The sequence below is a fragment of the Amycolatopsis sp. NPDC006131 genome (assembly GCF_040614175.1).
GTDB lineage: Bacteria > Actinomycetota > Actinomycetes > Mycobacteriales > Pseudonocardiaceae > Amycolatopsis_E > Amycolatopsis_E tucumanensis.
Map to the genome: position 1 here is coordinate 21,036 of NZ_JBEXTX010000090.1, position 12,501 is coordinate 33,536.

General features: G+C 68.5%; 11 protein-coding genes. 9 read left to right on the plus strand and 2 right to left on the minus strand.

All coding sequences use genetic code 11. The features are described 5' to 3' along the window. The first annotated feature begins 125 nt into the window (after window positions 1-125). From ABZ215_RS32955 to ABZ215_RS32995, 9 genes are all read left to right on the plus strand, one after another. A complete protein-coding gene (locus tag ABZ215_RS32955; protein ID WP_354954114.1) occupies window positions 126-902 on the plus strand; it encodes an enoyl-CoA hydratase-related protein in 777 nt (258 codons plus the stop codon). 25 nt (window positions 903-927) lie between these two features. Beyond that, the gene (locus ABZ215_RS32960; RefSeq protein WP_354954116.1) at window positions 928-2,217 is read left to right on the plus strand and encodes a beta-ketoacyl-[acyl-carrier-protein] synthase family protein; all 1,290 of its coding nucleotides are present in this window, start codon (window positions 928-930) and stop codon (window positions 2,215-2,217) included. After that, window positions 2,214-3,851, plus strand: a complete 1,638-nt coding sequence (locus ABZ215_RS32965) for a CoA-transferase (protein WP_354954118.1) — start codon at window positions 2,214-2,216, stop codon at window positions 3,849-3,851. Before ABZ215_RS32960 ends, ABZ215_RS32965 begins: the two co-directional genes overlap by 4 nt. Then, window positions 3,848-4,870 carry a ketoacyl-ACP synthase III gene (locus ABZ215_RS32970; RefSeq protein WP_354954120.1) on the plus strand — a complete coding sequence of 341 codons (1,023 nt, stop codon included), beginning with the start codon at window positions 3,848-3,850 and terminating at the stop codon, window positions 4,868-4,870. The genes ABZ215_RS32965 and ABZ215_RS32970 overlap by 4 nt, the downstream gene beginning before the upstream one ends. Beyond that, the gene (locus tag ABZ215_RS32975; protein WP_354954122.1) at window positions 4,867-5,841 is read left to right on the plus strand and encodes a ketoacyl-ACP synthase III; all 975 of its coding nucleotides are present in this window, start codon (window positions 4,867-4,869) and stop codon (window positions 5,839-5,841) included. The genes ABZ215_RS32970 and ABZ215_RS32975 overlap by 4 nt, the downstream gene beginning before the upstream one ends. A 3-nt stretch (window positions 5,842-5,844) precedes the next feature. Beyond that, the gene (locus tag ABZ215_RS32980) at window positions 5,845-6,636 is read left to right on the plus strand and encodes an SDR family oxidoreductase (RefSeq protein WP_354954124.1); all 792 of its coding nucleotides are present in this window, start codon (window positions 5,845-5,847) and stop codon (window positions 6,634-6,636) included. After that, window positions 6,605-7,450, plus strand: a complete 846-nt coding sequence (locus ABZ215_RS32985) for an SDR family NAD(P)-dependent oxidoreductase (protein ID WP_354954126.1) — start codon at window positions 6,605-6,607, stop codon at window positions 7,448-7,450. Before ABZ215_RS32980 ends, ABZ215_RS32985 begins: the two co-directional genes overlap by 32 nt. A 16-nt stretch (window positions 7,451-7,466) precedes the next feature. Further along, complete coding sequence (locus ABZ215_RS32990) at window positions 7,467-8,732, plus strand: beta-ketoacyl synthase N-terminal-like domain-containing protein (protein ID WP_354954128.1); 1,266 nt, start codon at window positions 7,467-7,469, stop codon at window positions 8,730-8,732. 174 nt (window positions 8,733-8,906) lie between these two features. Then, window positions 8,907-9,851 (plus strand): alpha/beta hydrolase, encoded by a 945-nt coding sequence (locus ABZ215_RS32995; RefSeq protein ID WP_354954130.1) that lies wholly within the window; start codon window positions 8,907-8,909, stop codon window positions 9,849-9,851. Between the two features lie 65 nt (window positions 9,852-9,916). Here ABZ215_RS32995 and ABZ215_RS33000 read toward each other — a convergent pair whose 3' ends face one another. After that, complete coding sequence (locus ABZ215_RS33000) at window positions 9,917-11,365, minus strand: SDR family NAD(P)-dependent oxidoreductase (protein WP_354954132.1); 1,449 nt, start codon at window positions 11,363-11,365, stop codon at window positions 9,917-9,919. A 174-nt stretch (window positions 11,366-11,539) separates the two neighbouring features. After that, entirely contained in the window at window positions 11,540-12,391 is an 852-nt protein-coding gene (locus tag ABZ215_RS33005; protein WP_354954134.1) for an SDR family NAD(P)-dependent oxidoreductase, read from the minus strand. Between the last annotated feature and the right edge of the window lie 110 nt (window positions 12,392-12,501).

Genomic DNA, 12,501 nt, shown 5'->3' on the forward strand with positions numbered 1-12,501 from the left:
CTGCGGGTCCCACTCGCCGCGGAAGAGGGTACTGGGACGCTCTGTCGACCCGGGAGACGGCGTTGTTCGATGGTCTCATGGATGCTCCGGCGAGAAACTCGGCAACGACGTCCAGCGGAATAAAGGTGACCAGCCGGGACGGCGTGACGACCATCGGGCTCGATCGGCCGGAACACGCGAACGGGCTGGACTACGCATCCGGTCGCGCTTTGCTGGACGAGGTGACTCGTGCCGCTCGCGACGACGAAGTACGAGCGATCGTCCTGACGGGCCACGGCGGGGTGTTCTGCACCGGGGACGATCTCGGGGCGCTGGAACGGTATCTGGGTGGTGAAGCGTCAGCCGTGCCTGCCTCGCGGGATACCGGAGACCCGTTCTACATCCGGGTGTGTGAGGCGTTGCTGTCGGCCCCCAAACCTGTTGTGGCCGCGGTGAGCGGGGTGGCGATGGGGCCCGGGGTCGAGCTCGCCTGCGCTGCCGACCTTCGCGTGGGTGGACCGGGCACGCGCATGGGATGCGGTCTGGTGCGGGCCGGTCACAGCGGTGTGGCCGCGCTTCTCCAGCGGGTCCTCGGTCCGTCCCGTACGACAGAGCTCTACCTGACTGGCCGCCTGATGCCCGCCGAGGAAGCGCTGCGCGCCGGTCTCCTGCACCGGCTGACCGACCGCGACGAAGCGATCATCGAAGAAGCGACCGAGCTGGCGGTCTCGTTGGCGGCGGGCCCGACGAGAGCCATCGGGTTGTTCAAGGAACTCAGGGAACGTATCGACGGCCACCCGGCCCGATGCGGACTCCGACTGCAAGGCCAGTTCCACCAGCGTAGCTGGGACGAGGTCGACGACAGCACCGAAGGGATCCGCGCGATCCTGGAACACAGAAGGCCGCGGTTCACCGGTCGGTGACGGCGCCTCCGAGAGGGACACCACAATGACGCAGAAGGCCGATGACAACGAGAGGGTCCACATCACCGGCATGGGCTTCGTCCTGCCCGGCGCCACCGGGAAAGACGCGGTCTGGCGAACGCTGTCCGCCGGTGAGTCACAAATCCGGGTTCTCCCGGTGCAGTTCGCGAACCGTCCGGGAACCGCCCGAGCCGTCGGCGCCCGGGTCTCCGACTTCGACCACCACGAACATCTCCCGGACCTCCCGGGCGGGCATGCGAAGAGGTACAGCCGCGAGATCCTGATGGTTCTGGCCGCGGTCGAGCAGGCTTGGTCCGACGCCGGTCTCACCCGGGCCGGGGAGGGTGTCGATCCCAATCGCATCGGCCTTCTGGGGTCGTGTTCGCGCGGGCCGATCGAGTGGTGGGCCGGTCCTACGGCGGCTGCCGACCCCGCCTATCCGCGGCTGGACGTCGATCACGCCATCTTCGCGTCCCTGCCCGGGACACCCGCGACGCTGAGCGCCATCCGGTTGGGCGCCCGGGGGATGGTCACCACGTTCAGCAACGCCTGCGTCGGCGGTCACCAGGCGCTCGGTTACGCACGTGATCTGCTCCTCGCCGGCAAGGCGGACGTCATCGTCGTCGTGGGTTACGAGACGCCGTTCGTGCCCGAGATGTTGCAGCTCTACTCCTCGCCCACGTCGGGTGTGCTCTCCCGCGCCGAGGGTGATCCGCGAACCACGATCAAACCCTATGACCGCCACCGCGACGGGTTCGCTTTCGGGGAAGGGGCCGTGGCTCTCGTGCTCGAGGCGGAAGAGAGCGTACGCCGCCGGAGCGGAACCGCCTACGCCGAACTCGGACCGGTGGTGAGCATCAACGAAGCCGCGCACGCCACACGCATGGACCTGACGGGCAAGACCACCGCCGACATGATGCGCCGAGCTGTCGAAGAGGCCGGCATCCCGGCCGCCGACATCGGTTACGTCTGCGGTCACGGCACTGCCACCCGGTACAACGACCTCGCGGAAAGCCGTGCGATGCGCTTGGTCTTTCCGGATGGCGGGGGTCGTGGCGCGCCGCCGCTGGGATCCATCAAACCGGTCTTCGGACACCTGCTCGGTGCCTCGGGTGTGCTCAACTGTGCTGCCACCGCGCTGATGCTGTCGCGCCAACAGCTGGTGCCCACGATCAACTGCGTCGACGTCGACCCTGAGTGCGACCACGACCACGTCGTCGAGGGAACCCGCTCGGTCTCGATGGAACACGCCATGTCGTTGTCGTTCGCGATCGGGAGCCAGAGTTCCGCAGCCGTTCTGGGGGTCGCCGCGTGACGGGACCCCGTTTCTACTCCGACGTCGGTGACATGTGCGCGGACCAGCTCGCCGACGGGATGCACCTACACGTCGCCTCGACGATGTCCCGGCCCAACGCGCTGGTGCGTGAGGTAGCTCGGCTGTTCGGAGGGCGTGCCGGGTTCACGGTCAGCGCCAATGCGTTCCACGCGGACATGCACGCGCTCGTGATGGCCGGGGTGGTGCGGCACGCGATCACCTGTTTCGCGGGCGACACCTATCCCTCTCCCCGGCCGAACCCACTCTACGAATCGCTGCCGCAGGGCACCCCCTTCACGGTGGAGGAGTGGAGCTTGTTGTCCCTCCTGCAGCGCCTCATCGCGGGGGCCACGGGGGCGGCAGCGACGCTGACGAGGTCGCTGACCGGCTCCGATCTCGAGGCGGCGCACCGGAAAGCCGGCCGGGTGTCCAGGCTGGACGAGCACGATCCGGACGGCACGCTCGTGCTGTCCCCGCTTCGGCCGGACGTCACACTCGTGCATGCGACCTGTGCGGACCGGGCTGGCAACCTTTACCTGAACGGTCCAGTGGGAGAAGGCTGGTGGGGTGCCCTCGCGGCCGAGGGCGGCGTGGTGTCCACGGTGGAGTTGGTGGTCGACCGTCCGCCTCCCTGCACGACGTCGATCCCGGCCGACCGTGTCCTGGCGATAACGCCGCGTCCCTTCGGCGCGCTTCCCCAGGGCTTGCCGCCATGGCCCGAATGCGGTTTCGACGGCTATCCGGATGACTACGACTACCTGGTGGAACTCGCGGAAGCGTGCCGGACCGATGCCACGCGCGCCGCCTGGATGGAGAAGTGGGTCCGTGGGGGCCGGAAACCGGTTCCCTCACCGGCAGTGGCCGTGCCACGACGAGCACGGGTCGCGGGTCAGCAGGCCCTGACGTGGCGAGAACAGCATGTGATCCTTGCCGCGCGTGCGATTGCCGACCGCGCGCTCGAGGCGGACTACCGTGTGCTGCTCGCGGGGATCGGGACCGCACATCTGGCGACCTGGCTGGCCGCGAACCGGCTTCGCCGTCAGGGCCATGAGGTTCAGGTGCACGCGGAGCTCGGGCTGGTGGACATGCGGCCGGACGGCGGGGACGTGTTCCTGTTCGCGCAACGGCATGTGGCCAGATGTCGTTCGCACGCCGGGACCCTCGATGTCCTGGGCGGTGTGGCAGCCGGCGGGGCAGGACGTGTGCTCGGCGTGCTGTCGGCCGGTGAGATCGACGCGGCCGGGCGCATCAACAGCAGCCGCACCGCGGACGGCCGTTTTCTCGTCGGGTCCGGCGGTGCGAACGACTTCGCCAGCCACGTGGAGACGCTTGTCGTGGCGGCCGCTTCACCGCGCCGTTTCGTGCCCGAAGTCCGCTTCGTCACGTGTCCTGGTCGCAACGTCCGCACTGTGGCGACGCAGTTCGGGCGTCTCGTACGTGCAGCGCCAGAACAGCAGTTCGAGTTGGCGACCTGGATGCCACCGTCCGGCCGGCCGGATGCAGATCCGGCCGCAACTTTGCGCGAGTCGACCCAATGGCGGGTTGCCGTGACCGGGGCCGAGGGCGAGAAGCCCGTTGCCGAGGAGGAGATCGAAGCCTTGCGTGAGCTCGATCCGGAGGGGGTCTACCGATGAGCAGCGGCCACGAAGCGACGGTACCAGTCGTCCTGACCGGTGTCGGGCACGACTTTCCCGGTGCCGGCGTGCCGAATTCCTATTTCGAACGCGAGCATCCGCACCTCGGCGTCGACGACAGCTGGATTCGCCGTCACACCGGCGTCGCGACGCGGCACTGGCCGGAACCGGGGGAACACCACGTCGATCTCGCAGAACGGGCCGCGGCCATGGCGCTCAAGGATGCCGGGATCGACGTCGGCCAGGTCGATCTGATCGTCGCCACCACCGCGACCGCCCGGCCCCGTGTCAACCCGACGACCGCAACCAACCGTTACATGGACCTGGCGTTGCCGCTGCAACGGCGTCTGGGAGCCGAACGGGCGTTCGGGTTCGACGTCACCGGCGTCGCGTGCGCCGGATTCCTGCACGCGAGCGCGATCGCGCGCGGGCTCATCGCCACGCTGGGGATCGAGACCGCACTCGTTGTCTGCGCCGAGAATCCCCGGCCGATCCTCAGCTTCGCACACCGCAACGCCGCCTTGTTCGGTGGTGGCGCCGCCGCCGGTGTATGGCGGCGCGCGGAGGGGCCGAGTGGGCTGGAGATGGTAGTCCTGGACTCGGATGCGGAACACTTCGACGCCTTCGACATCGACGACGACGACAAGATGGTGATGAAGGGCAAGGTGATCGGCAAGCTCGGTCCCGGTCTGCTCGTCGACGCGACCAGGCGGGCGCTCGCCGGCGCGGGCCTGACCTTCGCCGACCTCGACTGGATCATTCCCCACCAGGGGAACATCAACATGATCAACGAAGTGTGCTCGCTCCTCGCGCTGCCCGCGGACCGCGTCCTGGTGAACATCGATCGCCGTGGCAACACTTCGAGCGTCAGCGTCCCTGGCTGCCTCGCCGAGAACGTCCACGGCGGTGTGATCAAGCGCGGAGATCGGATTCTCGCCATGAGCGTGGGACGTGGCTTCAGCTGGGGAGCGATGATCTTCCGCTACGGCGGCGAGGCTGCCGGAAGGAGCGGAGAGTGACGGAGACCAGCCAGGGGCCGTTGTGGGCCCGTGCCGGGATAGGGCTCACCGGGTTCGGCCTCTACTATCCCGAGCAGGTCATCGCCAACGATGCCTTCGTCGAGGACGACGACAACCCGATAGACGCCTCGGTGCTCGGCACGATCTCGGTGCGGACTCGCCACCGGAGCAGCGCGAAAGAGACCATCCCGTTCATGGCGGCCGAAGCCGGCCGGCACGCGGTGAAAGACGCGGGTCTGCAGCCAAGCGATCTCGATCTCGTCATCCTGGCCAGCTGGACAGCGCCGCCGTTCATCCCCGAACACGCACCGGAAGCGGCGGAGTTGCTCGGGTGCCCGCGAACGCTCGCCTTCGACGTGTCGGGTGCCTGCGCGGGTTTCGTCCACGCGGTGCAAATCGCGGCGAGCCACCTCACTTCTCTGCCGGGAACCCGACATGCGCTCGTAGTGTGCTCAGAGCAGTTCAGCAGGCGTGCCCGCCCGGGCAGCAAGGGCGAGTTGCTGTGCGGCGATGCTGCCGGCGCTGTTGTGCTGAGCCGCCGGGGAGACCCCGGAGGACTCCTCGATTCGGTGTTGCGCAGTGACGGTTCCCGCGCCTCTGTCGTCGCGGCGCCGGGACCGCGAGGCTGGATCCGGAGCCAGAAGGACCTACCCGAACATGCGACGTCGAGCATGGTCGAGGTGTGCTCGGAGTTGCTCGCGCGTAACGGTTTGACCACCGACGACGTCGACTGGGTTGTGCCGCACCCAGGTACGGATGTCGTGCACCGGCGGGTCCGAGCGGCTCTCGGCGTGCCGGATCACAAGTTCGTGGTCAACTTCGAGACGAGGGGCAACACCTCCAGCGCGTCGATTCCCATCGTTCTGGCCGAGGAGACCGCTTCCGGCCGGTTCCGTCAGGGCGACCTGGTGCTCAGCCCGGCAGTGGGATCGGGCTGGTACTACGGCGCCCTGCTGTACCGGGTGTTCTGACCGATGGGCGGGGAGAAGGAGGAGAGCCCGGTCGTGGTCGTCGGTGCCTCGAGCGGTATCGGCTTGAGGACCGCGCTCACGCTTGCCGAAGCGGGCCGGCCGGTTGTCGCGGCCGCACGGGCCAGTGAGCGCCTGGCCGCGCTGCGCAAGCGCGCCGAGCTCCAGCAGTTGCCACTCGTGACCCGCACTGTCGACGTCACGTCGGCCCCGAGCGTCGAGGAGCTTTTCGCCGACCTACCACTGGCGGGATGCGTGATCGTCACGGGCCGAAACCTCTCACGGCAACTCGTGCGCCGGCCTCGCGATCCTGCCGCCCGGGACTGGGCCCGCCACCCCGAGGACGAGTGGCGGGAAGTGATCGACCTCTGCCTGACGGGCACCTTCCTCGTCGGACGGGAGGCCGCGGCGGCCCTCGCACGCCGGAATCGTGGTGGCGTGCTGGTGACCGTGGCGAGTTCGACGTGGCGCGGGTCGTGGGGGCAGTCCGCGTACTCCGCCGCGAAGGCAGGCGTGATTTCTCTGACGCGTTCGTGGGCGCTCGAACTGGCCGATTACGGAATACGCGTGGTTTGCGTCGCTCCCGGTGTCGTCGACGGTGCCGCGCTGCGCACGAAGACCGCGGCGCGGCCGGCTCACGCCGAGTACATGGAGAGGCTGCGCGGGCAGGTGCCGTTGCGACGCTTCGCCACGGAGAACGAGGTCGCCGCGACGATCGTGCATGCCATCGACAACGGCTACATGACAGGCAACGTGCTGGAGGTGGATGGTGGTGGATTCCCCGGCCGGATCGCGTGAACCGGCCGCCCGGACCTTCGAGGGCGCGGTGGCGATCGTGACCGGCGCAGGCAGCGGGATCGGCAGGAGCGTGGCACTCCGGCTTGCCGCCGCAGGGGCTTCCGTCGGCCTGCTCGGGCGCAGTGCCGACCGGCTGGCCGCCGTCGAGAAGGAGGTGGCGGGCGCGTCCGGTACGGCGTGCGCGATCGCTGCCGACGTGCGGGACCTGGAGTCGCTTCACCAAGCGGTCTCAGAGGTCGAAGAGCGCTTCGGTCCTCTGACGCACGCGGTCAACAGTGCGGGCACGGCGACCGGCCAGACATTCCTGTGCGAGCAGGATGAGGACGCCTGGATCCGCACGGTCGACACCAATCTCAACGGCGCCTTCCGCTTCTGCCGCGCGATCGTTCCCGGCATGATGCGACGTCGGCGCGGCTCCATCGTCCTCGTGTCCAGTGCGTCCGGGAAGCGTGGTGCGCCTGCCACCTCTGCCTACGCCGCGTCCAAATGGGGCGTCAACGGGCTCGTGCGGTCGGTGGCCGTCGAAACCGGGCCGTACGGGGTTCGCGTCAATGCGGTGTGTCCCGGTCTGACCGACACCGACATGCTCCGGGACGAGGAGATGCTGGGTGGCAGTTTCGTCGCAAGTATGCGCAGGTACGGCGGGACACCGGAGCTGACCTGGGAGAAGTACTGGCGGAGCGCGGTTCACCGGACCAACCTCCGGCGGCTGGTGGAACCCGATGAGGTCGCGGAGCTGACCGCGTTCCTGTTGAGCGACCACGCGAGATCGATCACCGGCGAAGCGATGTCCGTCGATGGCGGCGCGCCCTGACCCCCGAGGAGGGACGATGACAACCTGGAATGCGGTCGCGGTCCGTGGTGTCGGCCTGGTACTGCCGGGAATCGACAAACCGTGCCAGAGCTTGGATGAATACACGACCACCGTGATGTCCGGTGGCTGCCGGATCACTCCCCTTGACACACCCCGAACCCCGGTCCGGATCGCCGGTCAGGTGCCCGGTTCAGGCGCTGACGATCTCAACCTTCCCGATCGAACACTCGCGCGCATGGCGCGAGGCACGCGCATGGCGCACGCCGCGGTGGCCGATGCTCTCGACCGTGCCGGTGTCTCCGCAGCCGAGATCAGCCGCCGGGACGCCGTCCTGATCGTCACCTCGTTGCAGTTCTCCACGTCCGAGGTCCTCGAACTCGCCGACCGCTATCGGGACGCCGGCGTCTCCGGGATGGGCGTCGACTACTGGGCCAAGGCGACGCCCGGTAGCACCGCGTCGGCGTTGTGCCTCAATCTGGGACTGGACGTGCCCACGCTGACGATGGCGGGGGGTTGTGCCGTGTCCCTGCGGGCGGTCCAGCTGGCGGCATCGATGATCGCGCACGGTGAGGTCGAGTACGCCGTCGTCGTGGGTTTCGAGCACCCGCTCGATCCGCTGTTCCTGTCGAGCACGTCCTACCAGGGACGTTCCGGTCACCGCGCCTCGTCTACTTCGGACAACCCACTCGACGTGCGCCCGCACGACGCCGTTCAGACCGGGAATGCGCCGGCCGAGGGCGCCGTGGCCGTGGTGCTCGGCGCGCCCGGCGCGACGTCGCGCGACGCGTTCGCCGAGATCGAACTCCTGGCGCTCTCGACGCGCAACGGTGGTCCCAATGCGATGGGACTCGGTGACGCGGCGCCCTGCGGCAGGGACCTGGCGCGCCTGCTCCGGTCCGCCGGCCTCTCGCTGGGTGATCTGGCTTTCCTGAACGACTTCGCGGAAGGGAACCGGCAGCTCGAGGATTTCCTGTGCGAGACCCTCACGTCACTCCGCGAGGAGATGGCGGACGACTCGCCGTTGCTCATCACTTCGCAGGAGGCGTGTTTCGGTCATCTCCCGGGCGCGGTCGGCCTCTTGAAAGCGTTGAACACTGTTCTTATGCTCGTGGAGGAACGTGTGGCGCCCACTGCCAATCTGGTGACGCCCTATCCGCGCTTGCCGGCACGACCGGTTGGGGGGAGTGCCGTGAAGATGAGCGGTGGATCGCGGCCGGTTGGCATGACGGCCAGTATCGGCGGTGGTGGGGACACGACGGCGATGCTCGTGCGGATTGCGTGAGCGAAGCGCCATCGACGGCGACGCTGCGAAAGCGGCGTCGCCGTTTTCGTGCAATTTGAATCAAGCAAATTGCACTAATCTCGACTGTATGAACGATCATTGACATGCTTTGGAGCAGGGAGTTAAGTTCTCCGGAACCGAGCTTCCGAACCACATGGCGAAACGGAGCGTTCAATGGCGAGCGAGCAGTCCGGCTACCTGAAGCTCATCTACCAGTCTCTGGTGGACCGGTCCGCGGCGAACCCCGACATGGATCTGCAGACGATGCGTGATCTGTTCGAGGAGCTGCACCGGGTGACCGCCGAACCCGAAGGGGTGTCCTATCTGGAGGATGATGCCGACGGAGTTCCGGTGTTGTGGTGTGTGCCGGACGGATGCGCGTCCGACCGCGTGATCATGCACAGCCACGGCGGCGGGTTCATGGTGCTGTCGATGCACACCGACCGCAAGCTGGCGGGGCACATCGCGAAGGCAGCCGGCACGCGGGCGCTGGTACTGGACTTCCGGCTGGCGCCGGAGAACCCGTTCCCGGCGCAGCTCGACGACGCGGTCACGGCCTATCGCTGGTTGCTGAAGCAGGGCATCCGCCCGGAGCACATCGTCTCGGCCGGGCATTCCGCCGGCGGCAACCTGTGCACGACCATGGTCCTCAAGCTCCGCGACGCGGGAGACCCGTTGCCTGCGGCGATCATGCCAGTCTCCCCCTGGTACGACATGGAGCTGCGATCGGACACCCTCCACACGCTGGCGGACAAGGACGCCGTGGTGCAACGCCCGATCCTGGAAGGGATGCGGACCGCGTTCCTGGGAGATGTCCCGCCCACGCACCCACTGGCGAACCCGCTCCACGCCGACCTGTCCGGTCTGCCGCCGATGCTCATCCACGTGGGGGAACACGAAACACTGCTCGACGACACCCGGCGGTTCGCGGCCCGCGCCGCGGACGCCGGTGTGCAGGTCGAGGTCCGGGTGGGACCCGAGATGCAACACTCCTTCATATATCTAGCCGGTCGTGCGCCTGAGGGCGACGAGGCTGTGCGGTACATGGGGGAATGGGCACGTCGTCGCCTCGGCTTGCCGGTCCGGATGCTCGTGAGCTCCTCGGCACACGAGGGCTGAGCGTTGTCCGGGCGAGGGTGAGGGGCCGGCACGGCTTCGGGCAGGACCGTCGAGTTCGGTGCGGATCAGCGGGCCACCGCCGTCGCGGTGGCCCGCACCGCACGCGGGCCGGATTCGGCCAGTGCCGGGAGCGGACCGAGCGTGGCCAGGCCACCGCACACGCGAAGCCGGGCGCCGCTGATCATGGCCGAGGCGGGACTGGCCAGGTAGGCGATCACCGCGGCGAGGTCCTCGGGTTCGGACGGGTGGGCCACGGGCACCCGGCGCATGGACACCGAGACGAAGGCGGGGTCCGCGGTCGCCGCCATGGGGGTGTCGACGAATCCCGGGACCACTGCGTTCACCCGGATCCGGTGACGCGCCAGCGAGATGGCCAGTTGCAGGCTGAGGTGCTCCATCGCAGCCTTGCTGGAGCTGTAGCTGTACAGGCCGGGGACCAGCGCGATCTCCGCGCTCGAAGAGGACACCCCGACGATCGAGCCGCGGTGGCCGTCGGTCGCCCAGCGACGCGCGAGTCGCTCTGCCATGTCCGCGTAGGCGAGGGTGTTGACGCGGTACGCCCGTTCACGCTGCGCGACGGTGTCTTCGCGGGGATCGTCGCGAATCAACATGCCGGCGGTGTAGACAAGATCGTCGACCCGTCCCGCGCTGGAAAACGCCCTGGCAAGGGCCAGTTCGGGGGTGTCGGGTTCGGCCAGGTCGGCGTCGACGGTCCGGACGATGCTGTCGAAGTGCTCGGTGATCGCGGCCGCCACTTCGTCCAGTTCGCGCTTCCGCCGCGCGAGCAGGACCAGGTCTGCTCCTCGCCGGGCGAGTTCGATGGCGGTGGCCGCCCCGATGCCGCTGCTCGCGCCCGCGACCAGTACCGTCCTGCCCTCGAGGTTCCACGGTGCCGCCGGAGGTTCGGTCGAGTGGTCCGGACGAACCGACCCTGGCTTGCTCGTGGACACCAGTGTGGTGCCGAGGCCACCGTCCAGTGGCAGGATCTCGCCGACCATCGTGCTGGGAACACTGCTGAACAGCAGCGTCAGCGCCGCTTGGAGGTCGGCTTCGACGACTGGGCGTCGCACGATCTGGTGTGACAGCAGCTCAGACTCGGCGGGCTGGGAAAGTGCGTGGCCCAAGAACGGTGCGTAGCCGACCCGGATCGTGTTCATCCGGACGCCGTGCGGTGCGAACCTCGCCGAGATCTGCTGCCACCATTGAAGGTCCCCGGCCTGGCGTGCGGCGTGGTCCGGATCGGCCGAGGGAGCCGCCATCGGGGTCTGGTCGGTGACCAGTACCAGCGTGCCTCCGCCCTGGCGAGCCATGGTGGTGGCGGAGTTCAGGATGGCCGACCGACGCAACCCGCCGGTCCGCTGTCCCGCCCCGAACAACGGGTTGTCGACCTGGACCACGCAGACCGCCGTGCTCGCCAGACCGTTGTCGTTCGCTGGTCCTGCTTCGGTGAACCCGCACTCGCGCAGCAGCCGTCGCACCGCTTCCGTGGCCGCGCTCCGTTTCGGTCCGTCCACTTCGACTCGGGTCGACGACAACCGTGGTGACACCGGGTGCTCGATCATCAGCTTGGCCTCGCTCGTACGGAAACCGGGACTTCAGTACGTTAGGCCCGGCACCGGGGCGGAGGCATCCGCCCGCGGGTACTCAGAGCGGATTCGAGCAGGACCGGTGGTACCACGGGGAAGCGGTCACCCGGGCCGGCCTGCCCACTGCACGTGCCGGGGGGTCCAGTTCGCCCGGTGCCGTTCACGGAAGTCCGCGCCGAACCAGCCCGGCGAGAAGGTCGAAGCGCCACCGTCGACGAGTAGCGAAGAACCGGTCACGAACCCGCTGTGGGGTCCGGCGAGGAACGCGATCGCATCGGCGACGTCCTCGGGCCTTCCGTTCCGCCCCAGGGGTGACTCCGCCAGCGTGTAGTCGCGGGCCCCGCTGTCGAGCAGCGCTTCCGTCATGGCCGTCTCGGTGACGCCGGGCATCACTGCGTTCGCGCGGATGTCGAACTGCCCGAGCTCGTAGGCCATGACCGTGACCATGGTGTTCAGCGCGGCCTTGGCCGAACAGTAGGCGGAGAACAGCGCCACCGGATTCACGGCACCGCACGACGAGGTGACGACGATCGAGCCACCGCGGCCCAGTTCGACCATCCGCCGGGCAGCGGACTGGCAGACCAGGAACGTTCCCGTGACGTTGACGTCGAACGTCTTCTGCCAGGCGGAGAGGGAGAGGTCGAGGAACGCGCCGTAGCGGCCCCAGCCGGCGTTGGCGACGCAGATGTCGAGACTCCCTAGCCGCTCCAAATCGGCGAACAGGGCGGCGACCTGGTCGGCGTCGGTCTGGTCGCACGTCATCGCCGTCGCCGCGCCCCCGGCGGCGACGATGTCCTCGGCGACGGCCTTGACGCCGTCGCCGTTGATGTCCGCCACCGCGATCGTGGCGCCGTCCCGGGCCAGGCGGCGAGCGGTTGCCGCGCCGATGCCGGAGGCGGCTCCGGTGACCAGCGCGACCTGTCCGGCGAGGTCGCCGGCTGCGTTTTCGGGCATGTCAAACGTTCCTTTCACGAGCGTATCCAGCACCCGCGCGGCGCACCGCCAGCTGCCGTTCGTGTTCACCGGGTCGGCCGCGGCCAGCGGCGCCGGGTGGGGCATGGTGT